Genomic DNA, 22,212 nt, shown 5'->3' on the forward strand with positions numbered 1-22,212 from the left:
GGTTCTAGATCCCCGCCAACGCCAGGTCCATCGCGAAGTAGGTGAAGATCAAGTCCGCACCCGCGCGCTTGATCGAGCCCAAGGTCTCACGCACCACGCGGTCCTCATCGATCGCCCCGGCCTGGGCGCCGAACTTGATCATCGCGTATTCGCCGCTCACCTGGTACGCCGCTACCGGCAGGCGCGAAGCTTCGCGGATGTCACGGATGATGTCGAGGTAGGCACCGGCCGGCTTGACCATCAGCGCATCCGCGCCTTCCTGTTCGTCCAGCAGCGATTCACGTACGGCTTCGCGGCGGTTCATCGGGTTCATCTGGTAGCTCTTGCGGTCGCCCTTGAGCGCGCTGCCGCCGGCTTCGCGGAACGGGCCGTAGAGGGCCGAGGCGAATTTGGTCGAGTAAGCCATGATCGGGATATGGGTGAAACCGGCGTCATCCAGGGCACGGCGGATCGCCTGGACCTGGCCGTCCATCGCCGCCGAAGGGGCAATGACATCGGCACCGGCACGGGCAGCGGCCACGGCCTGCTTGCCGAGGTTAACCAGCGTCGCGTCGTTATCGACATGGGCGCCGTGCATCACACCGCAGTGGCCATGGTCGGTGTATTCGCAGAAGCAGGTGTCGGACATCACGATCATTTCCGGCACGGCATCCTTGATGATCGACGACATGCGCGAGACCAGGCCGCGCTCCTTCCAGGTGTCGCTGCCGCTGGCGTCCAGGTGGTGGGACACACCGAAGGTCATCACCGACTTGATGCCGGCACGGGCATAACGCTCGATCTCGCCGGCCAGTTTCTTCTCAGGGATGCGCTGCACGCCCGGCATGCTGGTGATCGGCACGAAGTCGTCGATTTCTTCTTCGACGAAAATCGGTAGCACCAGGTCGTTGAGGGTGAATTCGGTTTCCTGGAACAGGCCACGCAGCTCCGGGGAGCGGCGCAGGCGGCGTGGACGGGCTTGGGGGAACTGGCTGGTCATGGTGGTCCTATCGCAAGGCAGAAAATCTTTGGGCCGAAAGCTTATGCCCCCAGGCCCCGGCAGCACAAACGCCGAGGGGCCAATAGTGTATTGCGTGGGCGGTAACAATTTATTGATCTAGAGCTGTACACGCCCGTCGATGCACACCGAAACAGCACCACCGATCCAGATTTCATCGCCCTGGCGCTCAACGCCGATCCGCCCTGCCCGGCCAATAGCCGTGCCCTGGCTGACCACGTAGCGCTCGGGGGCCAGGCCCTCGCTGAGCAACCATTGCGCAAGGCCGGCGTTCAAGCTGCCGGTGGCCGGGTCTTCCTGGGCGCCGTCGCCGGCGATAAAGGCACGCACTTCAAATTGCGCGTCCACATCGTCGCGCCCGGCGTCACAGGGGCCGATCACACCCACGGCCAGCCCCAACAGTTGCGCATAGTCCGGCTGCAACGCCAGGACCTGGTCGCGGTCTGCCAGCATCACCGCGAGCCAGCCGGCGCCATTGTCCACCCACTGACTGCGCACGATGACCCCGGGCTCCAGGCCCAAGCCCAGGCGCACACGCTCCAGCAACGGCGCGTCCACGGCACCGGCGCGCAATAACGGCGGCGCGATAAATGCCAGTTCATCGCCTTGGCGACGGATACGCACCAAGCCGATTTCGCACTCCTGGATTATCTCCTCACCCTTGGGAACACCCCCTGCCTGCAGCCAGGCATAACAACTGCCCAACGTCGGGTGCCCGGCAAAAGGCAGCTCCGTCAAGGTGGTGAAAATCCGTACCCGGTAGTCAGCACGGGGATCACGCGGCGTCAGCAAGAACGTGGTTTCACTGAGGTTGGTCCAGTTGGCGAAATCCGCCATCTGTTGGTCGCTGAGGCTGTCTGCAGCGAACACCACTGCCAGCGGGTTGCCTTTGAGCGGCACGCGGCTGAACACGTCCAGCTGTTTGAAATCGAAAGTCGGCATGCTTCAACTCGGAATATTAAGGCCACGGATCACCGCCGGCCGTGCGACGAAACCATCCAGCGCGCGCAGTACGTTTGGAAAGTCGGCAATGCCGACAATGTCACCGGATTCGTAGAAACCGATCAGGTTACGGACCCACGGAAAGGTGGCGATGTCGGCGATGCTGTACTCGTCGCCCATGATCCAGGTACGGCCCAGCAGGCGTTTTTCCAGCACGTCGAGCAGGCGCCGGGATTCGGCGGCGTAACGGTCACGCGGGCGCTTGTCTTCGTAGGCCTTGCCGGCGAATTTGTTGAAGAAGCCCAGCTGGCCGAACATCGGGCCGATGCCGCCCATCTGGAACATCAGCCATTGAATGGTTTCATAACGTGTCGCCGGGTCCTCGGAGAGCAACTGGCTGGATTTTTCCGCCAGGTAGATCAGGATCGCGCCGGACTCGAACAACGCCAGCGGCTGGCCGCTGGGGCCATTAGGGTCAATGATCGCGGGGATCTTGTTGTTGGGGTTCAGCGACAGGAACTCGGGAGACAACTGGTCCTGGGTCTCGAAGCTGACTTTATGCGCTTCATAGGGCAGGCCGAGCTCTTCGAGCATGATCGACACTTTTACCCCGTTGGGGGTTGGCAGCGAGTACAGTTGCAGGCGCTCGGGATGCTGGGCGGGCCATTTGCTATTGATCGGGAAAGCGGCAAGTGGGTTCATCGGGAAGCCCTATGTGTGTGCTGAAAGCCCCCATGATAGTCATCTGGCGAGCGTCCTGCATGGGTCATCAATACGCAACAACTGCTGGCTATTATCCCGTTAGGGCGAACCAATACGCCCTTGGGCACTCTTAACTGCGCTCAAGCGGTGAATGGAGGCACCTCGTTATTTCGACAGGGAACACCGCAGGCGCCCCAGGCGTCATCGTGGCCAGGCGTGTCTGCCTTAACGTGACGCATGAAGACTCGAACCTACAATGACGATCAAGCCTCTGCGCCTAGTACAACGACTGAAACGCTATTCCTACATTTTGTTGCCGCTATTGTTGGTCGGCGGCGCTATCGATCTGAGCCTGGAGTCACGGATCAGCAACGCCGACCAGGTTGACGGCGTGCAAACCCTGGTCTTCCTGCGCCACGGTGAAAAACCCGCCGGTGGCCTGGGCCAGCTCAATTGCCAGGGTCTCAACCGGGCGATGAACCTGGCCACGGTTTTGCCAGAAAAGTTCGGCAAGGCCAATTTCGTCTTCGCCGCCAACCCGACACGCAATGTGGAGGAAGGCGAGCTGGACAATTCCTACAGCTATATTCGCCCGCTGATGACCATCAGCCCCAGCGCGATCAAGCTCGGCCTGCCGGTCAACATCAAGTTTTCCGCGAATGACACCAGTGCCCTCGCCGACGAGCTGGTCGAAGACAAGTACCACAACTCCATCATCTACACCGCCTGGTCCCACGGCTACCTGCCGGAGCTGATCAACAAGGTGGCGAGCGAAGCGTCCGGCGAAAAACACACCATCACCGACGACTGGTCCGGCAGCGACTACGACACGCTGTATGTGCTGACACTGACCTGGCACAACGGCAAGGCCTCGCTGCTGAGCCGCAACTACAAGCAGGGCCTGAACAATGGCGAAGAAACCTGCCCGCAACCTACCCAGGTGAGCGCCGAGAGCTGAGGGCGTATGATGCGCCGCTATTGACTCATCTGCGGATCATCACCATGCCCAACCTCGCCTCCACCCAGCCCAACCGGGGCTGGTCGTTCTGGTGGAAACCAGCGCTGTTCCTGCTGGTCGCCTGCGTCGGCCTCTACTACGTGAAGTGGTCGCCCTATTACTTCAAGGCCTTCGTCGCCGCCGATAACCACAGCATTGGCGCCTCGATTCTCAACGACCAGCAAAGCTCGCCCCTGGCGGCTGCGCTGGCGTATGCCCAGGTGTACTTCCTGGCGATCTGGAAGGCTGCCGTGCTGGCGGTGATCCTGGGCTCCCTCCTGCAAGTGCTGATCCCCCGCGACTGGCTGCTGCGCCTGTTCGGCCGTGCCGGGCTGGGTTCGACTGTACGCGGCGGGCTGTTCGCCCTGCCGGGTATGATGTGCAGTTGCTGCGCGGCTCCGGTCGCGGCCGGCATGCGTCGGCAGCAGGTATCGGTGGGCGCGGCACTCGCGTTCTGGATCGCCAACCCGGTGCTGAACCCGGCGACCCTGGTGTTCATGGGCTTTGTGCTGGGTTGGGGCTTCACCGCATTGCGGCTGGTGGCGGGCATTGTGCTGGTGGTGGGCGTGTCGCTGATCGCGCAACGTATCGCCCGCCCGGACCAGGTGCCGGAAGCGGCGCTGGGCGCAGTGGCCGAGGTCAGCGCGGTTGAGTCCCAGCCGTTCCTCGGCCGTTGGCTGCGGACCCTGTGGCAGTTGTTCTGGAGCACGATCCCGGTGTACATCCTGGCCGTGTTGATCCTGGGTGCCGCACGGGTGTGGCTATTCCCCCATGTCGACGGCGCCATGGCCAACAGCCTGGTATGGCTGGTGCCGCTGGCGATTGTCGGCACGTTGTTCGTGATTCCCACCGCTGCCGAAATCCCCATCGTACAAACCATGATGACCCTGGGCATGGGCACCGGCCCGGCCGTGGCCTTGCTGATGACCCTGCCGAGCGTGAGCCTGCCGTCCCTGCTGATGCTGCGCAAGGACTTCGATGCGCGGGTGCTGGTGACGGTGGCAGGCTTAACGATGTTGGTGGGGGTGGTGTGTGGGTTGATCGGCGCGGCTATCCTCTGATCAGCGCGCGCTCGCGCAAATATTCCACCACGGCGCCCTGCTCCCCTGCGAACTCGATCCGTGCGCCTTTGCTTTCACGCTGGAAGGCGTACATCGGGTCATAATATTCACGCAGAAGCCCTTCGATCCAGGCGCGATGCAGGTGCACATCACCGCTGCGGGCCTGCTCCGCCAGAGCCGACTGCAAGATCGCCTGCAAGCGCTGGAAGCGTTCGCCGCCCAGGCGCTTATGGATATTGCCCAGGCTCTGGGTCAGGCGCTCGGCGAACAGCGCCTGGCCGGCATCGCCGAACACCTCGACAAATTCGGCGCACAGGTCCACCACATAGTCGCGCAGGATGCGCTCGACCCGCCCCTCTACGCTGTCCTGCAGCCACACCATCGGGAACGTCTGCATGCCCTTGTGCAACGCCAGCGGCAGCGCGCAACTGCCGATCATGCGGCTTTCGTCCTCGACCACGAACTGCTCGATACCTGCGGCACGCTTTTTCAGCAGGTCCACGGCCAGGCGGTTTTCGAAGTCGATGTTGGACGGCTGCGCCGTGGCGCGCTTGCCGAAGCTGGAGCCACGATGGTTGGCGTGGCCTTCCAGGTCCAGGGCATTGCGCAACTGGCCGAGGACTTCGGTCTTGCCGGTGCCAGTCATACCGCCGAGCAACACGAAGTCACACTCGATGGAGGCTTGCTCAACCGTCTCCAGCAAAAAGGTGCGCATGGCCTTGTAGCCGCCGCCGACACGGGGATACTCAATGCCGGCTTCGGTCTTGAGCCATTGCTGCACGATCTGCGAACGCAGCCCGCCACGGAAACAGTAGAGGTAGCCCTCGGGGTGGGCCTGGGCGAACCGCGCCCACTGCTCGATACGCTCGGCCTTGATAGCGCCGGACACCAGCTCATGCCCGAGCACGATGGCGGCCTGCTGGCCCTGCTGCTTGTAGCAGGTGCCGACGCGCTGGCGTTCGTCGTCGGTCATCAGCGGCAGGTTGATCACCCCCGGGAACGCGCCCTTGGTGAACTCGATCGGCGCGCGGGTATCCATCATCGGCCGGTCGTTGAGGAAAATGTCGCGGTAGTCGGTGATATCGATTGCCATCAAATCACCTCAACCGCGTGGGTCTGTCGCTCGACCAGCTCGCCGATAGGTTCCAGGACCAGGCCCAGTTCAGCCGCCACGCTGTGGAATTCGGCATCGCCCTCGGGCATGACGGCGATCAACAGGCCGCCGCTGGTCTGCGGGTCGCACAGCACGCGTTTGTGCAGTTCCTGCAAGCGTCCCACCTTGCTCGAATAACTGTCGAAGTTGCGCAAAGTGCCGCCAGGCATACAGCCCTGGTCCAGGTAGTCCTCGATCCCGGCCAGCCGTGGAACCTTTGCGTATTCGATACGTGCGGTCACGCCGCTGCCGTCAGCCATTTCCACCAGGTGGCCCAACAAGCCGAAACCGGTGACATCGGTCATCGCCGTCACCCCCGCCAACTTGCCGAAACGGCTGCCGGGCTTGTTCAGGGTGCACATCCAGTCGCGGGCCAGGCCGATATCCGCCTCGCGCAATTTGCCCTTCTTCTCGGCGGTGGTGAGGATGCCGATGCCGATGGGCTTGGTGAGATACAACCGGCAACCGGCGGTGGCGGTGTCGTTGCGCTTCATATGGCGCTTTTGCACGATGCCGGTCACGGCCAGGCCGAAGATCGGCTCCGGGGCGTCGATGGAATGCCCGCCCGCCAGAGGAATGCCGGCTTCGTCGCACACCGAACGGCCGCCACGGATCACTTCGCGGGCAATCTCCGGCGCCAGCACGTTCACCGGCCAGCCCAGAATGGCGATGGCCATCAGCGGATCGCCGCCCATGGCGTAGATATCACTGATGGCATTGGTGGCGGCAATCCGCCCGAAATCGAAGGGATCATCGACAATCGGCATGAAAAAGTCGGTGGTGGAGACCACGCCGCGCTCGTCGTCGATGGCGTAGACCGCCGCATCGTCACGCGAAGCGTTGCCCACCCACAGCTTGGGGTCGAGGTTCTGTGCGCCGCTGCCGGCAAGGATCACTTCCAGCACCTGGGGCGATATCTTGCAGCCACACCCCGCGCCGTGGCTGTACTGGGTAAGACGAATCGGCTCGTTCATGTAGGACCTCACGCTATCAAGTGCGCGAATTCTAACAGACAGCAAAAAGCCGGCTGGACTCATCTGAGCGCAGCCGGCCGTTTGGTTTCAGCGGTTACTGCCGGGCAGCGAGCAAACGCTGGTGGCGGTTACGCCGGGCAATGTTCAAGCATTCGATGGCTGCCGAGAACGCCATGGCCGCATATACGTAGCCTTTCGGTACATGGGCGCCGAAGCCTTCGGCGATCAGGGTCATGCCGATCATGATCAGGAAGCCCAGGGCCAGCATCACCACGGTCGGGTTGTCGTTGATGAACTTGGCCAGCGGTTCGGCCGCCACCAGCATCACGATCACCGAGGTCACCACGGCAATGATCATGATCGGCAAGTGCTCGGTCATGCCCACGGCGGTGATGATGCTGTCGATGGAGAACACCAGGTCGAGCAACAGGATCTGCCCGATGGCCGCGGCAAAGCCGATGGCCACGACGTTGCCGGCGTTGGTTTCCTTCTCTTCAGGCTCCGGGTCCATGCTGTGATGGATCTCGGTAGTGGCCTTCCACACCAGGAACAGGCCACCGGCGATCAGGATCATGTCCTTCCACGAAAACGCCTGGCCGAACACTTCGAACACCGGCGCCGTCAGTTGCACGATGAACGCGATGGTGCTGAGCAGGCCCAACCGCAACACCAACGCCATGCTGATACCGATGCGTCGCGCCTTGGCCCGATGCTTTTCTGGCAACTTGTTGGTGAGGATCGAGATGAAGATCAGGTTATCGATGCCCAGCACGATCTCCATCACGATCAAGGTTGCCAGGGCAATCCAGGCGGTGGGGCTGGCGGCCAGTTGTAAAAGGTAATCCATAGGTCAGTCCTGACGTTGAGCGGGAATTTAGGCTTCTTTACTGTTCGATTCGGTTTCGTTCTCTTCCTGATCATCCTTCTTCTGCGGGTTGATCAGGCCGTTGGTCGCTTCACTCAATGCCTGTTCGGCAGCCTTGTGGGTGTCATCGATCGCTTGCTTGGCCGATTCGGTGGCCTTGCCCAACACCTGCTGTGCGCTTTTCTCGACCTGATCACAACCACTGACCACTACCAATGAAAGCGCAAGCAAGGATGCCGCGCCCAGAGAATTGAGTTTCATGATGTCTTCCTCGTTAGAACTCTTGGGTCCAAATAGTGGCCCCGCGATAGCGAGGCATTCTATGCAGGCAAACAGTTCAGTAAAATTCGTATTTTTCTCGCGTATACTTCGATTTTTACGATGTGATGGCGAGCATGCTCAATTATCGACAACTGCACTACTTCTGGGTGGTGGCCAAGACCGGCAGCATCGTGCGTGCGTGCGAGCAGTTGAACCTCACGCCCCAGACCATCAGCGGGCAGATCAGCCTGTTGGAGCAAACCTTCGGTATCGCGCTGTTTCAGCGCGTTGGCCGGCAGCTGGAACTGACCGAAGCCGGGCGCCAGGCCCTGCCCTATGCCGAGCAGATGTTCCAGACCGGCAATGAATTGGAGGCGATGCTGCGCGCGCAGCCCGACGAACAGCAGATCCTGTTCCGCGTCGGCGTGGCGGACGTGGTGCCCAAGTCCATCGTCTACCGGCTGATCGCACCGACCATGGAGTTGAGCGAGCCGATCCGCATTACCTGCCGCGAAGACAAACTCGAACGCCTGTTGGCCGACCTGGCAATCCAGCGCCTGGACCTGGTGATTTCCGACAGCCCCATGCCCACGCACCTAGACATCAAGGGCTACAGCCAGAAGTTGGGCGAATGTGGCATCAGCTTTTTCGCCACCCAGGCCCTGGCTGACGAATACGGAGGGGATTTCCCGCAGTGCCTGCACGGCGCGCCGCTATTGATTCCGGGCGCGGAAACCGTGGTACGCAGCCGTTTGCAGCGCTGGTTCGCCGAGCAACAGATTCAACCGAAGATCATCGGCGAGTTCGACGACAGCGCCTTGATGCAGGCATTCGGCCAATCCGGCAGCGGGATCTTTATCGCCCCCAGCGTGATTGCCGACGAGGTGGTGCGCCAATACGGCGTGGCGCTGATCGGCCAAACCGTGGCCGTGACCGAGTCGTTCTACGCGATCTCGGTGGAACGCAAGGTCAAGCACCCCGGCATCGTGGCGATTACCGAAGGTGCCCGGCGCGAGCTATTCACCACCCTGCCCTGACGGCTCAGGCGCCGGAGGTGAGCGGTTGCTTGGCGGTCATCAGCCACAACGCCAGCAGGATCGACACCAGGATAAACCCGGACGCCGCAAAGCCCAGGCTGCCCAGGCCGAGGGTGTCGATCACATGGCCGCCGACCATGGCGCCCAGGCCGATGCCCAGGTTGGCCCCGGCGATGTTCAGCGACGCAGCAAACGCTGGCGCATGGGGCGCGGCCTTCATCAGGCGCACATGGCTGACCAGGAACATCGCCGCCTGGGTTACGCCCCACACGGCCATCGCCGCCGCCAGGCCGATGCTCGAATGAATCGCCGGCACCAGCGCGACCATGCCGGCGATCATGAACCCACAGAACACCATGGACGCGATCAACGGGTGGCGATCCACCGCCCGTCCGCCCAGCGAATTGCCGATCAGGCCGACCGCGCCGAAGCCCATCAGGCACCAGCCCACCAGCGTGCCGTCGAACCCGGCCAGGCGCTCGAGGATGTCCGCCAGGTAGGTGTACGCCGTGAACATGCCGCTGAACACCAGGATCGACAGCAGGATATGCCCCTGCATCAGCGGGTTGCGCAGGATCTTGAACTGCGCGCGCAACGTCACTTCATCGTTCTTCGGCTGGGTCACCGGCAGGTAGATAGACAGCAGCAAGGCCTTGGCCAGCGCGATCACCGCGAGGATGGCAAACGCGCTGCGCCAGCCGAACATATCTGAAATCAGCGTGCCCACCGGAATGCCGAATACCGTGGCGCAGACGATACCAAAGCCGATCTTCTCGATGGCGCGCCCGGCGAATTCGGGGCCGACGATGTCTACCGCCGTTTCGCTGGCCAGGGCCCAGAACACCGGTAAACCCAGCGCCGGGATCAACCGCGCCAGCGCCATCACCCAGATGTTCGGTGCCAGGGCCGCCACGGTATTGGCCACACCGAACAGGATCAGGATGCTGATAAACAGGCGCTTGCGTGGGAAGCGTGCGCAGTAGGCTGTCAGAAACGGACCAAACGCCGCCACGGTAAACGCGAACAAGGTCACCAGCAGCCCGGCCTGGGACACACTGACATTCAAGTCGCGGGCGATGGACGGCAACAGGCCGACGATCACGAATTCTGTGGTCAGCACGGTAAAGCCGGCGGCTGACAGCAGCAGGATGGGAAACAACATGAAAACTCCAGAAACGACGACATCAACGACAACCCGAAGGGCCCGCTGACGGAGAGGAAAGATGAGAGAACAGAATCTTATCAGAGTATGTCTAGATTTGGCCAAGGCCTGGGCAAGCGGGTGACGCAATGCCGCACCGCCAAGGACTTTTCCCACAGCATGCTAGACTTCGCGATCCGCGTCCTACAGCCCTTTCCGAGTCAGTAGCTGCGCCCTAAAAAAACTAGAGACAAGTGTTTATGACTGCTGCCCCCTCTCTCCTGCAACGCCTGGCCCGCGTCAGCCTGGTCACGCAAATCGTCATCGGCCTGATCGCCGGCATCCTGTTGGCCCTGCTGCTCCCCGAAGTGGCACGCTCCACCGGGTTTATCGGCAAGGTATTTGTTTCCGCGCTCAAGGCCGTGGCGCCGATCCTGGTGTTTGTGCTGGTGATGGCATCCATTGCCAACCATAAGCATGGCCAGGAAACCCATATCAAGCCGATCCTGTTCCTGTATTTGCTGGGCACCTTTGCCGCCGCCGTGGTGGCAGTGGTTGCCAGCATGTGGTTTCCCTCTTCGCTGGTGCTGGCGACCCATGACGCAGCGGTGACCGCGCCCGGCGGCATCGGCGAAGTGTTGCAGAGCCTGTTGCTAAGCGTGGTGGACAACCCGATCAGCGCGCTGATGAATGCCAACTTCATTGGCATCCTGGCGTGGGCCATCGGCATGGGCATTGCCATTCGCCACGCCGCGCCGACCACGCGGGCGGTGCTGGAAGACCTGTCCAACGGTGTGACCCTGATCGTGCGCGTGGTGATCCGCTTTGCACCGCTGGGCATTTTCGGCCTGGTCGCCTCCACACTGGCCACCTCCGGCTTCGGTGCCCTGCTCGGCTACGCCCACCTGCTGGTGGTGCTGATCGGCTGCATGCTGTTCGTGGCGCTGGTGATCAACCCGGCCATCGTGTTCTGGAAACTGCGCCGCAACCCTTACCCGCTGGTGCTGATGTGCCTGCGTGAGAGCGGCATTACCGCGTTCTTCACCCGCAGTTCGGCAGCCAATATCCCGGTGAACCTGGCGCTGAGCAAACGCCTGGGCCTGCATGAAGATACCTACTCGGTGTCGATCCCACTGGGTGCCACCATCAACATGGCCGGCGCGGCGATCACCATCACCGTGTTGACCCTGGCCGCCGTGCACACCCTGGGCATCGCCGTCGACCTGCCCACTGCGGTGCTGCTCAGTGTGGTTGCGGCCATCTGTGCGTGCGGTGCTTCCGGCGTGGCAGGCGGTTCGTTGTTGCTGATTCCGCTGGCGTGCAGCCTGTTCGGCATCCCCAGCGAGATTGCCATGCAGGTGGTGGCCGTCGGTTTCATCATCGGTGTGTTGCAGGATTCGGCGGAAACCGCGCTTAACTCGTCCACCGATGTGTTGTTCACCGCTGCCGCGTGCCTGGGCAAGGAAGAACAGCCGGCTTAACCGTCGCGCACAAAAAAACCGGGACGGTTCCTACAAGAACCGCCCCGGTTTTTTATGCGTGCTTAGAAAGCGCCCATGTAATCGCGCTTGCCCACTTCCACGCCGTTATGGCGCAGCAGCGCGTAAGCGGTGGTGACGTGGAAGAAGAACTGCGGCAGGCCGTAGGTCAGCAGGTAGGCCTGGCCGCTGAAGCGCTTCTCTTTCGGCGTGCCTGGGCGAGTGATGATCTCGATGCCTTCCTTGCCGTCGATCTGCTCAGGGGTGATGGTGTCGACAAAGGCCAGGACCTTGGCGATCAGCGCTTGCAGGTCGGCGAAGGTCACTTCGCTGTCTTCGTACTTAGGCACTTCGATCTCGGCCAGGCGCGCGGAAACGCCCTTGGCGAAGTCGACGGCGATCTGCACCTGGCGCACCAGTTGGAACATGTCCGGGAACAGGCGCGCTTGCAGCAAGGCGTTCGGCTCGATGTTCTTGGCGCTGGCGTGGGCTTCGGCCTTGGTCAATACACCGCTCAGGGCGGTGAGCATTTGCTTGAAGACCGGGATGGAGGCGGCGTACAGGGAAATAGTCATGGCAGTCTCATGGTTATGGCACGGTTTGAACCAGCGGCGATTATAGACATGCCGGGCGCTTGTCTTTTATTTTTTCCGGCTTAGGCTAAGGACCTCCACTGCATAGGGAACGCGCGATGACCGCCGAGCACGACACCGACACCCCTGAGCCGCGCCTGAACAGCACGGAAATCCGCATCCTGGGCTGCCTCATCGAAAAACAGGCGACCAACCCGGAAACCTACCCCCTGACCCTCAACGCCCTGGTGCTGGCCTGCAACCAGAAGACCAGCCGCGAGCCGGTCATGAACCTGAGTCCGGGCCAGGTCGGCCAGAGCCTGCGCGCACTCGAAGGCCAGGGTTTCACCCGCCTGGTGATGGGCAGCCGTGCCGACCGCTGGGAACACCGTGTAGACAAGGCGCTGGAACTGGTGCCGGCCCAGGTGATCCTGACCGGGCTGCTGTTTTTACGCGGGCCGCAAACCGTCAATGAACTGCTGACGCGCAGCGGGCGCATGCATGATTTTGAAGATGCCGAGCAGGTCGTGCACCAGCTGGAACGCCTGATTGCGCGGGGGCTGGCGTTGCTGGTGCCGCGCCAGGCGGGGCAGCGTGAAGATCGTTATACCCATGCATTGGGCGATCCGGCGGATATCGAGGCGATCATCGCGGCGCGGGGCAATCCGATGGAGCGCGGGGGTGTCAGTGGCGTGTCTGTCGAACGCATCGAAGAACTCGAAGCGCGAATTGCACTGTTGGAAGAGCGGCTGGCCAAATTGGAACCGCTGTAACGCGGAAAAAATGTGGGAGGGGGCTTGCCCCCGATGACGGTGTGCCAGTCAATAATTTCATTGTTGAGCTACCGCTATCGGGGGCAAGCCCCCTCCCACATATGATATTCGGGGTTCTTCAGGTTCGGGCGAACGCCACGGCTTTGGCGAACTGCTCCGGCGTCGGTCGCACCCCGGTATAGAGCACAAACTGCTCCAACGCCTGGATCGCAATCACTTCAAGCCCGGTAATCACGCGTTTACCTTGGGCACGTCCACGCACGATCAACGGGGTTTCGGCGGGGATCGCCACCACGTCGAACACCGTCTCGGCAGAATCCACTGCATCGGCGTCGAATGCCAATGCATCCGCCTCAGGCCCGCCCGTCATGCCGATGGGCGTCACGTTGATCAGCATCTGCGGGCGCAGGTCGCCCAGTTCCTCCCGCCATTCATACCCCAGGTTCTGCGCCAGCGCCCGGCCCGCAGTCTCGTTGCGCGCGACGATCACGCCATGGGCGTAGCCGCCATCGCGCAAGGCACTGGCCACGGCCTTGGCCATGCCGCCGCTGCCACGCAGGGCGAAGGTCGAGTCCTTTGGCACCGCATGCTTCTTGAGTAACTGCTCGATGGCGATGTAGTCGGTGTTGTAGGCCTTGAGGTGCCCGTCGGTGTTGACGATGGTGTTCAGGGAGTCGATGGCTTGAACCGAATCGTCGAGTTCGTCCACCAAGGCAATGGCGGCTTCCTTGAACGGCATGGAAACCCCGCAACCGCGTACGCCCAACGCCCGGATACCACTAATCGCGCCGGGCAAATCCCGGCTGCTGAAGGCTTTATAGTAGAAGTTCAGGCCCAGCTGTTCGTACAGATGGTTATGAAAACGCAGGCCGAAATTCCCAGGGCGCGCCGACAGCGACATGCACAGTTGGGTGTCCTTGTTGGGGTGCATCTGCATGGGTAACTCCTTTGAGTAAGCAAATCGGTACAGACCTTACACAACCTTTACCTAGCGGCCGTGCTGTTTTTCAGAAATACGTTGTCTTAAAAGTATCCCCGCGACATTACTTGAGTCTATTGATTGCAGACCACAAGCGCTGGGGCTAACCGAGGAATGACCATGATTCGTACAATCCCCAAGATCGCCTTGCTGGTTGGCGCACTCGCGATGGCAGGCCAAGCCTCCGCCCACGGTGGTGGTTGGGGTGGCCCGGCCGTATTGGGTGCTTTAGTCGGCGCCGCTGTCGTGGGCTCCGTGGTTGCCAGCCAGCCGCGTGAGGTCTATGTGCAGCAGCCGGTGTATGTGCAACCGCAACCGGTATATGCCGCGCCGCCGCCGGTTTATTACGCACCGCCACCGCCGGTGTATGTGCAGCAACAGGTTTACTACCGCCCGGCGCCGGTCTATTACGGCCCACCGCGTGGCTATTACGGTCCGCCCCGTGGCTACTACGGCCCTCCTCACGGTTACTATGGCCGCGGCTGGTAACCAGATCGTTCGAAACAGGCCTCGCGTGATTGCGGGGCCTTTTTTTGCCTGGAAAGTCCGGATTCAGGGCGTCAAGGTCGCTCTGGGGACAATGCCCAGCGCGTAATCGCACATCATCAACACCAATGTCTACTTGCCCGAACAGGCCTTGCGCTGTCATGTTTGTGTCACGAAACACTCCCACTATCGAGATTGTCCACCCAATAACAACAAGGACGACTGACCATGCCCACGCAAAACCCGCACCGCACCGCCGGCCTCTGTACGTCCAGCAAGGTCTACAGCGCCCTCACGGAACTCAAGCACCTGGAAGGCCACCGCAGCGCCAAGTTCCTCGCGTTGCTCGCGGAAAACCTGGTGCGCAAGGGGCTGCTCAGTGAGCAGGAAGTGGTGAACATGCTTGATCAGGTCGTGGACTGACGCCTCGCGTCGATGTCGACTATCGAGACAGTTGATTTTTCCTACGCCAGCCTGCGCCGTAAAGTGCCCCCAACAGCGATTGGAGGTCTTTATGCCCACAGTACAAATCATGTCCGTCATCGGCAGCGCCGTCCCCGCCCCGCTTCGCAAGCTGGGTCTGCTCGCCTGCTGGTACCTGGTACGCGATGGGGAAGCCATCAGCGGCCCACTGACCTCCCTGTCCGATGCCGAAAAACAACTGCAACACACCTCGACGTTCAAGCTCCACGCCTGATGTTCAGGGTAGTGGCAGTTTGACTCGCGGCTTGCTCTCCACGAACAGCGCCCAACTGGACATGAACAGCGCCGCCACCAGCGGCCCGATCACAAAGCCATTGAGGCCAAACACCGACAGGCCGCCCAGGGTCGAGATCAGGATCAGGTAGTCCGGCATCTTGGTGTCCTTGCCCACGAGGATCGGGCGCAGCACGTTGTCCACCAGGCCAATCACAAATACGCCAAACAGCCCCAGCACCACGCCCTGCCAGATCGCACCGCTCAGCAGGAAGTACACGGCCACCGGGGCCCACACAATCCCGGCGCCCACGGCCGGCAGCAACGACAGAAACGCCATCAGCACCGCCCAGAGCAACGCACTGGGAATGTCCAGGAACCAGAAAATCAGCCCGCCCAGCGCACCCTGGGTCACCGCCACCAGCACATTGCCCTTGACCGTGGCGCGCACCACCCGGTTGAACTTGAGCTGCAACCGCCGCTTCTGCGGCTCGGCCAGTGGCACCGCCGTGCGCACCTTGCGCACCAGCTCCGGGCCATCGCGCAGCAGAAAGAACAGCAAGTACAGCATGATGAAAAAACTCACCAGGAAATCAAACGTGCCCTGGCCGAAGCTGAACGCCTGGGTCGCAAAGAATTGGCTGCCCTGCATCGCGCTCTTGACGATCTTCTCGCGCAAGCCCTCCAGGTTGCCCATGCCGAAGCGGTCCAGCAGGTGCTGGAAGTACGGCGGCAACACGTTCTTGAACTGCTCGATATACCCGGCCACGTCCAGCTTGCCGCTCTCGATGTTCTTGTAGAGCGTCGCCCCCTCTTGCACCAGCAAGGCACTGGTGATGATCACCGGCAGGATCGCGATGACCAGGCAGGCGCTCAAGGTCGCCAGCGAAGTGAAGTTGCGGTTCCAGCCAAAGCGCTGCTGCAGTCGGCGCTGCATCGGGGCAAAGATGATGCCGAGGATCACTGCCCAGAACACCGCGCCGTAGAACGGCAGCAATATCCAGATAAACGCGATGGTCACCAGGCCCAGCAGCAACAGCAGGGTCTTGAATTGCAGGTTGGTTTGATTCATGTCCGGTCCATGTCAGAAAAGCACAGGGCCGGTATCGGCCCTGTTGCTTAGTCCGCAGCGATTCCTGGGAGTGCCGTTGGTTATCGAACAAGCGTAGACCCTATCACTGCGTGGCCTTGGCCTCATTCAACAGCGTCTGGATCATCTGCTCCTGGGCCTCGTACCGGCCTTCACCAAAATGCGTGTAGCGCACCTGCCCCTTGGCGTCGATCAGGTAATGGGCGGGCCAGTACTGGTTATCGAAGCTGCGCCAGATCGCGTAGTTGTTATCGATCGCCACCGGGTAGGTGATACCCAACTTGCGCACCTGGTCCTTGACGTTGCCGATGATGCGCTCGTAGCCGTATTCCGGGGTGTGCACGCCGATCACCACCAGGCCGTCCTGCGCGTACTTTTTCGCCCAGGCCTTCACGTACGGCAGGGTGTGCTGGCAGTTGATGCAGTCGTAGGTCCAGAAATCCACCAGCACCACCTTGCCTTTCAAGGATTCGCGGGTCAGTTCAGCTGAATTGAGCCACTCGACCGCGCCGCCCAGCGACGGCATGGCGCCCCGTGGATTGTCCTGCGGATCGGCCTTGACCTTGCTCACCAGGTAATCCAACACCTTGGGCACGTTTTCCAGCAGCCCTTTTTCCAGGCTGCCAACGCCTGCGGACGAAGTGCCGGCGAGCAGGATCTTGTCAGCACCGGTAGCAATCACCACGGCCGCTGCCAGTACCGCCACCCCTGCCCCACGGCGCAGCCAACCGGTCAGCGCAATGGAGGCCTTGAGGCGATTGACCAGGCCGCGCCCGGCAACGATCAGGGCGCCCAGGGACAAGGCGCTGCCCAGGCCGTAGGCCACCAGTAACAGGCTGGTCTGCGCATTGGCGCCTTGCAGCATCGCGCCGGTCAGGATAACCCCCAGGATCGGCCCCGCGCAGGGCGCCCACAGCAGGCCTGTGGCGACACCGATCATGACCGACTTGAGCGGACCCGACAGCGCACGGCTGTCAGGATCGATACGGTTGCCCAACAACACGAAGGGCTGCGCCAGCCAGCCACCGACCCGCGCCGAGATCAGCGACAGTGCAAACAACCCCATCACGATCAGCGCCACATGACGGCCTGTGTTATTGGCCTGTATCACCCATTCGCTGCTGACCACCGCCAGGCTGGAAATCAGTGCGAAGGTCAGCGCCATGCCGCCGAGGGTCAACAGGATCGAACGGCGACTGCGGTCGACGCCGGCGAACAGAAACGGCACCACCGGCAGGATACAAGGGCTGAGAACGGTCAGGATGCCGCCCAGGAATGCGACGAAGAGCATGGTGATCACCTTATCGATACGGGGCGCCCATTAAGACCGGGCGAGGTATCGCGCCTGTGTCGGAAAACCGCGCGGATAAATCGATACGTATCCACAGCCCTTGCCGATACACAGCGATACAAAAATGCGCAAAGCACGACTTGGATCAATGAACCGCCCTCGCCGCTCGGCTACCTTCGCCACCTTTTGCGACCCGTGCCCATGCCTTCCATCCTCGCCCCCGAACTGCTCGCCCCCGCCGGCACCCTGAAAAACATGCGCTACGCCTTCGCCTATGGCGCCGATGCGGTGTACGCCGGCCAACCGCGCTACAGCCTGCGGGTACGCAACAACGAGTTCGACCACGCCAACCTGGCCCTCGGCATCCAGGAAGCCCATGCCCTGGGCAAGCGTTTCTACGTGGTGGTGAACATTGCGCCGCACAACGCCAAGTTGAAGACCTTCCTCAAGGACCTCGCCCCGGTGATCACCATGGGTCCGGACGCGTTGATCATGTCTGATCCCGGGCTGATCATGCTGGTGCGCCGGCACTTCCCGCAGATGCCCATCCACCTGTCGGTACAGGCCAATACGGTGAACTGGGCCAGCGTCGAGTTCTGGCAGCAGCAAGGGATCTGCCGGGTGATCCTGTCGCGGGAGTTGTCCCTGGAAGAAATCGATGAAATCCGCCAACAGGTGCCGGCCATGGAGCTGGAAGTGTTTGTGCACGGCGCCCTGTGCATGGCCTATTCCGGGCGCTGCCTGCTCTCGGGCTATATAAACAAGCGCGATGCCAACCAGGGCACCTGCACCAATGCGTGTCGCTGGAAATACCAGGCCACCCCGGCAGTGGAAAACGCCACCGGCGATATCGTCCAGCACTGCGAGCCGACCCTGGGCATTGGTGCGCCGACCGACCAGGTGTTTCTGTTGCAGGAAGCCAACCGCCCCGATGAACAGATGCCGGCCTTCGAAGACGAGCACGGCACCTACATCATGAACGCCAAGGACCTGCGCGCGGTGCACCACGTGGAGCGCCTGACCCACATGGGCGTGCACTCGCTGAAGATCGAAGGCCGCACCAAGTCGCACTTCTACTGCGCACGCACCACCCAGGTGTATCGCCAGGCCATCGACGATGCGGTGGCCGGCCGCGCCTTCGACCGCAGCCTGATGACCAACCTCGAATCCCTGGCCCAGCGCGGCTACACCGAAGGGTTCCTGCGCCGGCATGTGCACGATGAGTACCAGAACTACCAGCACGGCAGCTCGGTGTCGGAGCGCCAGCAATTCGTCGGCGAACTGACCGGCGAGCGCCGGGGCGAGCTGGCCGAGGTCAAGGTGAAGAACCGCTTCGCCGTGGGCAATCACCTGGAATTGATGACTCCCACCGGCAACTTCCACTTCGACCTGGCCACCCTGCACAACGCCAAGGGCGACGCCATCGAGGTCGCGCCGGGAGATGGGCACACCGTGTACCTGCCACTTCCGGCCGAAATGGACCTGCGTTTTGGCCTATTGATGCGCGATCTCTGAGGGGGCGCCGGGTAAATAAATCCCGGCCTCCATGCTTTCTCCACACAGCCTCCCCCGAACGTCCATGCGCGGTGCGCACACTCAGCCCTTCCCCAGCCTCGACCAGAAACGGCACCAGAAGGAGTTGATATGTCTTTCAATATTGGCCTTAGCGGTCTTCACGCCGCCAATAAGCAGATGGACGTCACGGGCAACAACATCGCCAACGTCGCGACCAGCGGTTTCAAGGCATCCCGTGCGGAATTCGCGGACATCTACGCCGCTACCCGACTGGGCACCGGCCAGAACAGCATCGGCAACGGTGTGAACCTGGCGGCGGTGTCCCAACGGTTCACCCAGGGTGACGTCAACACCACCGGCGGTACGTTGGACATGGGTATCCAGGGCGGCGGCTTCTTCGTCCAGAAAAGAAGCGACGGTTCGCTGGAGTACACCCGCAGCGGCGCCTTCCGGGCCGACAAGGACGGCTACATCACCAACAACACCGGCACCTCGCGCCTGCAAGGCTACGGGGCAGACGCCAACGGCAAGATCGCCAAGGGTGGCCTGGTCGACCTGCAATTGAACCTGGCCAGCCTGCCGCCCAAGGCGTCGACCAAAGTCGATTCGACCAGCAACCTGAATGCGTCGATGCCCGTGATCGACCAGGTGGCCAAGCCGTTCAACCCGAACGACACCAGCACCTTCAGCACCCAGTACAGCACCACCCTGTATGACTCCCAGGGCAATGCCCACCCGATGGTGCAGTACCTGGTGAAAACCGACGGCAACAAATGGAACGCCTACACCCTGATCGACGGGCGCAACCCGAACGGCTCGGCGCCCACCGGTACACCGTCCACGCCACCGGTGCCGTCCACGTTGACCTTTGACGGCGCGGGCAAGCTCACCAGCGTCGTAACCGCAGGCGTATCCGACAAGACCCTGACCCTCACCGGCTGGGTCCCCGGGACGGTGACCAACGGCGTGTGGAAGGCCAACGGTGCGGATGCCAACCCAACCGGCATCGCCGTCAACCTGGCCAACATCACCCAGTACAACTCGGCCAGCTACCGTAACCCGCCGGTCACCGATGGCTATGCCACCGGCCAGATCACCGGCCTGAAAATCGACGGCAACGGCGTGCTGTTCGCCACCTTCAGCAACCAGCAGAGCAAGGCCGTCGGCCAGGTTTCCCTGGCCAGCTTCAACAACGAACAAGGCTTGCAACCGGCCGGCGGCACCGCCTGGAGAGAGACGTTCGCCTCCGGCCAACCGGGCTATGACACCCCGCAAGCCGGCACCCTCGGCGCGATCAAGGCCAATGCCCTGGAGAACTCCAACGTCAACCTGACCAACGAACTGGTCGACTTGATCAAGGCCCAGAGCAACTACCAGGCGAACGCGAAAACCATCTCCACCGAAAGCACGATCATGAAGACGCTGATCCAGATGACGTGACACCGCCTATGCGTCGCGGCGCACAACCGCTGGATCAGATCCGGAACTGGCCGACCAACTGCCCCAGGCGCTGACCCAGGTCCGCGAGGCTGCGGGAGGTCTGGGCGCCCAGTTGGGTCTCATCGGCCACACTGTCCACCGCCACGGCAATCTGATGCACGCTGCGGTTGATCTCTTCGGCCACGGCGGTCTGCTCCTCGGCGGCACTGGCGATCTGGGCGTTCATCGAATTGATGGTGCCGATCAACTGCGCCATGGTGTCCAGCGATGCCCCGGCTTGGTTGGCCTGGGCCGAGGTGCCGTCGCCGGCATCGCTGGAACGGCGCATGGCGTCCACCGCGGCTTCAGTGCCTTTTTGCAGGCGGTCGATCATGCCCTGGATTTCCTGGGTGCTGGTCTGGGTGCGGCTGGCCAGGGCGCGCACTTCGTCGGCGACCACCGCAAACCCACGGCCGGCCTCCCCGGCCCGCGCGGCTTCAATCGCGGCGTTGAGCGCGAGCAGGTTGGTCTGTTCGGCAATGGAGCGGATCACGCTGAGCACGCTGACGATGGAGGCCACGTCCTGCTGCAGGCTGTCGAGGGACACACCGCTGCTGCGGATGTCGTTCACAAGCGCATGGATCTGCGCGATGCTGCCGTCCACTACGCGCTTGGCGGCCTGACCTTCAGCGTCGGTCTGCTGGGCCGCGACCGAGGCGCCCTGGGCACTGCGCGCCACTTCCTGGGCGGCGGAGGACATCTGGTTGATCGCCGTGGCGACCTGGTCGGTCTCGTGGCGCTGGCGTTCCATGGCCTGTTCGGAGCGCTGGGCCTGGTCCGACACCTGGCTGACCAGACCGGTGAGTTGGCCTGTCATCTCGGTGATCTGGCGCACCAGGCCGTGGATCTTGTCGACAAAACGGTTGAACGCGCCGGCCAGATCACCCAGCTCGTCCTGGCTGGTGATGGCCAGGCGGCGGGTCAGGTCGCCTTCACCGGCTGCGATGTCGTCGAGGTTGGCTTTCATCAGGTGCAGCGGACGCAGGATGGTATTGGCCAGCAGCATGCCCACGGCAGCGATCACCAGCAGTACCACCACGGCCACGCCGAGGATGCTCAGCAGCACGCCTTCCATGCGTTTCTCGACCTTGGCCTCGACCACCGCCACCTGGGCTTCGATGCCGTCCAGGTTCACCGAGGTACCGATGACCATGTCCCACTTGGGCAGGTATTCGGTGTAGCCCATCTTGGGCACCAGTTCGGTCTGGCCTGGTTGGGTCGAGCTGTATTGCAGGTAATGGGTGCCGTCCTTGCCGACCTTGACCAGGTCACGATTGACGTACACGCCGTTGGGGTCGCGGTTATCCTTGAAGCTCTTGCCCACGCCGTCGGGGCTGTTGCCCTTGAACAGGCGGATGGTCTCGGAGTCGTAGCCGAAGAAGTAGCCGTCCTTGCCGTAGCTGGTGTTGGACAGCAGCTTGACCACCTCGGCGCGCGCCGCGGTATCACCGGGCGCCGCCGCGTCGTAGAGCGGCTTGATGGTGGTCATGGCCACTTCGACGTAGCTTTGCAGGGTGGCCTTGGCGTCGTTGAGCAGGCGCTGACGGGTTTCGTCCACCTCATTGCGCGCCTGGCCCTGCAGGATCCACACGGTGGTCAGGCTGATGACCACGGCAAACAACAGCACCGGCACTACGGCGAGGGACAGGACTTTGGCCTTGAGGCTCAGACGCATGGGTTTTCTCTCTTATTAGTGGCGACTAGAGAGGTTAACGGCCGCATA

General features: G+C 62.1%; 23 protein-coding genes. 10 read left to right on the forward strand and 13 right to left on the reverse strand.

The window, feature by feature from the left end:
• Window positions 1–4: 4 nt before the first annotated feature.
• From hemB to NL123_RS20290, 3 genes are all read right to left on the reverse strand, one after another.
• Window positions 5–979 (reverse strand): porphobilinogen synthase, encoded by a 975-nt coding sequence (gene hemB, locus NL123_RS20280; protein ID WP_071495098.1) that lies wholly within the window; start codon window positions 977–979, stop codon window positions 5–7.
• 117 nt (window positions 980–1,096) lie between these two features.
• Entirely contained in the window at window positions 1,097–1,939 is an 843-nt protein-coding gene (locus tag NL123_RS20285) for a PhzF family phenazine biosynthesis protein (RefSeq protein WP_494356207.1), read from the reverse strand.
• A gap of 3 nt (window positions 1,940–1,942) precedes the next feature.
• Window positions 1,943–2,641: a glutathione S-transferase N-terminal domain-containing protein gene (locus NL123_RS20290; RefSeq protein ID WP_058425587.1), complete on the reverse strand. Its 699-nt coding sequence runs from the start codon at window positions 2,639–2,641 to the stop codon at window positions 1,943–1,945.
• 256 nt (window positions 2,642–2,897) lie between these two features.
• Between NL123_RS20290 and NL123_RS20295 the strand changes: the two genes are divergently transcribed.
• Both NL123_RS20295 and NL123_RS20300 read left to right on the forward strand, forming a co-directional pair.
• Window positions 2,898–3,599: a hypothetical protein gene (locus NL123_RS20295; protein ID WP_058425588.1), complete on the forward strand. Its 702-nt coding sequence runs from the start codon at window positions 2,898–2,900 to the stop codon at window positions 3,597–3,599.
• Between the two features lie 44 nt (window positions 3,600–3,643).
• The gene (locus NL123_RS20300) at window positions 3,644–4,699 is read left to right on the forward strand and encodes a permease (RefSeq protein ID WP_248487539.1); all 1,056 of its coding nucleotides are present in this window, start codon (window positions 3,644–3,646) and stop codon (window positions 4,697–4,699) included.
• Here the strand turns inward: NL123_RS20300 and mnmH are convergent.
• The 4 genes from mnmH to NL123_RS20320 all read right to left on the reverse strand — a co-directional run bounded on the left by mnmH (window position 4,689) and on the right by NL123_RS20320 (window position 7,952).
• On the reverse strand, window positions 4,689–5,792 hold the full coding sequence (gene mnmH, locus NL123_RS20305; protein WP_494356208.1) for a tRNA 2-selenouridine(34) synthase MnmH: 1,104 nt from the start codon (window positions 5,790–5,792) through the stop codon (window positions 4,689–4,691). The genes NL123_RS20300 and mnmH overlap by 11 nt on opposite strands.
• A complete protein-coding gene (gene selD / locus NL123_RS20310; RefSeq protein WP_494356209.1) occupies window positions 5,792–6,826 on the reverse strand; it encodes a selenide, water dikinase SelD in 1,035 nt (344 codons plus the stop codon). The genes mnmH and selD overlap by 1 nt, the downstream gene beginning before the upstream one ends.
• A gap of 94 nt (window positions 6,827–6,920) precedes the next feature.
• Entirely contained in the window at window positions 6,921–7,673 is a 753-nt protein-coding gene (locus NL123_RS20315) for a TerC family protein (protein ID WP_058425591.1), read from the reverse strand.
• 27 nt (window positions 7,674–7,700) lie between these two features.
• Entirely contained in the window at window positions 7,701–7,952 is a 252-nt protein-coding gene (locus NL123_RS20320) for a hypothetical protein (RefSeq protein ID WP_248487533.1), read from the reverse strand.
• Between the two features lie 134 nt (window positions 7,953–8,086).
• Here NL123_RS20320 and nhaR point away from each other — a divergent pair, with 134 nt between their 5' ends.
• A complete protein-coding gene (gene nhaR, locus NL123_RS20325; RefSeq protein WP_494356210.1) occupies window positions 8,087–8,989 on the forward strand; it encodes a transcriptional activator NhaR in 903 nt (300 codons plus the stop codon).
• A 4-nt stretch (window positions 8,990–8,993) separates the two neighbouring features.
• On the opposite strand, the gene NL123_RS20330 is transcribed toward nhaR, so the two are convergent.
• The gene (locus NL123_RS20330) at window positions 8,994–10,151 is read right to left on the reverse strand and encodes an MFS transporter (RefSeq protein WP_248487529.1); all 1,158 of its coding nucleotides are present in this window, start codon (window positions 10,149–10,151) and stop codon (window positions 8,994–8,996) included.
• Between the two features lie 239 nt (window positions 10,152–10,390).
• Here NL123_RS20330 and sstT point away from each other — a divergent pair, with 239 nt between their 5' ends.
• Entirely contained in the window at window positions 10,391–11,611 is a 1,221-nt protein-coding gene (sstT, locus tag NL123_RS20335) for a serine/threonine transporter SstT (RefSeq protein ID WP_248487528.1), read from the forward strand.
• Between the two features lie 62 nt (window positions 11,612–11,673).
• On the opposite strand, the gene NL123_RS20340 is transcribed toward sstT, so the two are convergent.
• Entirely contained in the window at window positions 11,674–12,183 is a 510-nt protein-coding gene (locus NL123_RS20340; protein WP_248487527.1) for a DUF1993 domain-containing protein, read from the reverse strand.
• Window positions 12,184–12,299: 116 nt separating this feature from the next.
• Here NL123_RS20340 and NL123_RS20345 point away from each other — a divergent pair, with 116 nt between their 5' ends.
• Window positions 12,300–12,953, forward strand: a complete 654-nt coding sequence (locus tag NL123_RS20345) for a YceH family protein (protein WP_248487526.1) — start codon at window positions 12,300–12,302, stop codon at window positions 12,951–12,953.
• A 118-nt stretch (window positions 12,954–13,071) separates the two neighbouring features.
• Here the strand turns inward: NL123_RS20345 and NL123_RS20350 are convergent, their stop codons facing one another.
• Window positions 13,072–13,890 (reverse strand): shikimate 5-dehydrogenase, encoded by an 819-nt coding sequence (locus NL123_RS20350; RefSeq protein WP_248487525.1) that lies wholly within the window; start codon window positions 13,888–13,890, stop codon window positions 13,072–13,074.
• 156 nt (window positions 13,891–14,046) lie between these two features.
• Here NL123_RS20350 and NL123_RS20355 point away from each other — a divergent pair, with 156 nt between their 5' ends.
• From NL123_RS20355 to NL123_RS20365, 3 genes are all read left to right on the forward strand, one after another.
• Window positions 14,047–14,421: a hypothetical protein gene (locus NL123_RS20355; protein ID WP_016980060.1), complete on the forward strand. Its 375-nt coding sequence runs from the start codon at window positions 14,047–14,049 to the stop codon at window positions 14,419–14,421.
• Between the two features lie 225 nt (window positions 14,422–14,646).
• A complete protein-coding gene (locus NL123_RS20360) occupies window positions 14,647–14,841 on the forward strand; it encodes a hypothetical protein (protein ID WP_010211349.1) in 195 nt (64 codons plus the stop codon).
• A 91-nt stretch (window positions 14,842–14,932) separates the two neighbouring features.
• Window positions 14,933–15,115 carry a hypothetical protein gene (locus tag NL123_RS20365; RefSeq protein ID WP_248487524.1) on the forward strand — a complete coding sequence of 61 codons (183 nt, stop codon included), beginning with the start codon at window positions 14,933–14,935 and terminating at the stop codon, window positions 15,113–15,115.
• Between the two features lie 3 nt (window positions 15,116–15,118).
• Here NL123_RS20365 and NL123_RS20370 read toward each other — a convergent pair whose 3' ends face one another.
• Both NL123_RS20370 and NL123_RS20375 read right to left on the reverse strand, forming a co-directional pair.
• A complete protein-coding gene (locus tag NL123_RS20370) occupies window positions 15,119–16,186 on the reverse strand; it encodes an AI-2E family transporter (RefSeq protein WP_494356211.1) in 1,068 nt (355 codons plus the stop codon).
• A gap of 103 nt (window positions 16,187–16,289) precedes the next feature.
• The gene (locus tag NL123_RS20375) at window positions 16,290–17,495 is read right to left on the reverse strand and encodes a cytochrome c biogenesis protein DipZ (RefSeq protein WP_494356212.1); all 1,206 of its coding nucleotides are present in this window, start codon (window positions 17,493–17,495) and stop codon (window positions 16,290–16,292) included.
• A 201-nt stretch (window positions 17,496–17,696) separates the two neighbouring features.
• On the opposite strand from NL123_RS20375, the gene trhP reads away from it, so the two are divergent.
• Both trhP and flgE read left to right on the forward strand, forming a co-directional pair.
• A complete protein-coding gene (gene trhP, locus NL123_RS20380; RefSeq protein ID WP_494356213.1) occupies window positions 17,697–19,010 on the forward strand; it encodes a prephenate-dependent tRNA uridine(34) hydroxylase TrhP in 1,314 nt (437 codons plus the stop codon).
• A gap of 129 nt (window positions 19,011–19,139) precedes the next feature.
• Window positions 19,140–20,450 (forward strand): flagellar hook protein FlgE, encoded by a 1,311-nt coding sequence (gene flgE, locus NL123_RS20385; RefSeq protein ID WP_248487519.1) that lies wholly within the window; start codon window positions 19,140–19,142, stop codon window positions 20,448–20,450.
• Between the two features lie 34 nt (window positions 20,451–20,484).
• On the opposite strand, the gene ctpM is transcribed toward flgE, so the two are convergent.
• A complete protein-coding gene (gene ctpM / locus NL123_RS20390; protein WP_494356214.1) occupies window positions 20,485–22,164 on the reverse strand; it encodes a methyl-accepting chemotaxis protein CtpM in 1,680 nt (559 codons plus the stop codon).
• Between the last annotated feature and the right edge of the window lie 48 nt (window positions 22,165–22,212).

Source organism: Pseudomonas sp. FBCC-B1565 (assembly GCF_059133265.1).

Bases quoted from the DNA above. Each gene is read 5' to 3' on its own strand.
- hemB (WP_071495098.1), bottom strand. From the start codon at position 979: ATGACCAGCCAGTTCCCCCAAGCCCGTCCACGCCGCCTGCGCCGCTCC.
- NL123_RS20285 (WP_494356207.1), bottom strand. From the start codon at position 1,939: ATGCCGACTTTCGATTTCAAACAGCTGGACGTGTTCAGCCGCGTGCCG.
- NL123_RS20290 (WP_058425587.1), bottom strand. From the start codon at position 2,641: ATGAACCCACTTGCCGCTTTCCCGATCAATAGCAAATGGCCCGCCCAG.
- NL123_RS20295 (WP_058425588.1), top strand. From the start codon at position 2,898: ATGACGATCAAGCCTCTGCGCCTAGTACAACGACTGAAACGCTATTCC.
- NL123_RS20300 (WP_248487539.1), top strand. From the start codon at position 3,644: ATGCCCAACCTCGCCTCCACCCAGCCCAACCGGGGCTGGTCGTTCTGG.
- mnmH (WP_494356208.1), bottom strand. From the start codon at position 5,792: ATGGCAATCGATATCACCGACTACCGCGACATTTTCCTCAACGACCGG.
- selD (WP_494356209.1), bottom strand. From the start codon at position 6,826: ATGAACGAGCCGATTCGTCTTACCCAGTACAGCCACGGCGCGGGGTGT.
- NL123_RS20315 (WP_058425591.1), bottom strand. From the start codon at position 7,673: ATGGATTACCTTTTACAACTGGCCGCCAGCCCCACCGCCTGGATTGCC.
- NL123_RS20320 (WP_248487533.1), bottom strand. From the start codon at position 7,952: ATGAAACTCAATTCTCTGGGCGCGGCATCCTTGCTTGCGCTTTCATTG.
- nhaR (WP_494356210.1), top strand. From the start codon at position 8,087: ATGCTCAATTATCGACAACTGCACTACTTCTGGGTGGTGGCCAAGACC.
- NL123_RS20330 (WP_248487529.1), bottom strand. From the start codon at position 10,151: ATGTTGTTTCCCATCCTGCTGCTGTCAGCCGCCGGCTTTACCGTGCTG.
- sstT (WP_248487528.1), top strand. From the start codon at position 10,391: ATGACTGCTGCCCCCTCTCTCCTGCAACGCCTGGCCCGCGTCAGCCTG.
- NL123_RS20340 (WP_248487527.1), bottom strand. From the start codon at position 12,183: ATGACTATTTCCCTGTACGCCGCCTCCATCCCGGTCTTCAAGCAAATG.
- NL123_RS20345 (WP_248487526.1), top strand. From the start codon at position 12,300: ATGACCGCCGAGCACGACACCGACACCCCTGAGCCGCGCCTGAACAGC.
- NL123_RS20350 (WP_248487525.1), bottom strand. From the start codon at position 13,890: ATGCAGATGCACCCCAACAAGGACACCCAACTGTGCATGTCGCTGTCG.
- NL123_RS20355 (WP_016980060.1), top strand. From the start codon at position 14,047: ATGACCATGATTCGTACAATCCCCAAGATCGCCTTGCTGGTTGGCGCA.
- NL123_RS20360 (WP_010211349.1), top strand. From the start codon at position 14,647: ATGCCCACGCAAAACCCGCACCGCACCGCCGGCCTCTGTACGTCCAGC.
- NL123_RS20365 (WP_248487524.1), top strand. From the start codon at position 14,933: ATGCCCACAGTACAAATCATGTCCGTCATCGGCAGCGCCGTCCCCGCC.
- NL123_RS20370 (WP_494356211.1), bottom strand. From the start codon at position 16,186: ATGAATCAAACCAACCTGCAATTCAAGACCCTGCTGTTGCTGCTGGGC.
- NL123_RS20375 (WP_494356212.1), bottom strand. From the start codon at position 17,495: ATGCTCTTCGTCGCATTCCTGGGCGGCATCCTGACCGTTCTCAGCCCT.
- trhP (WP_494356213.1), top strand. From the start codon at position 17,697: ATGCCTTCCATCCTCGCCCCCGAACTGCTCGCCCCCGCCGGCACCCTG.
- flgE (WP_248487519.1), top strand. From the start codon at position 19,140: ATGTCTTTCAATATTGGCCTTAGCGGTCTTCACGCCGCCAATAAGCAG.
- ctpM (WP_494356214.1), bottom strand. From the start codon at position 22,164: ATGCGTCTGAGCCTCAAGGCCAAAGTCCTGTCCCTCGCCGTAGTGCCG.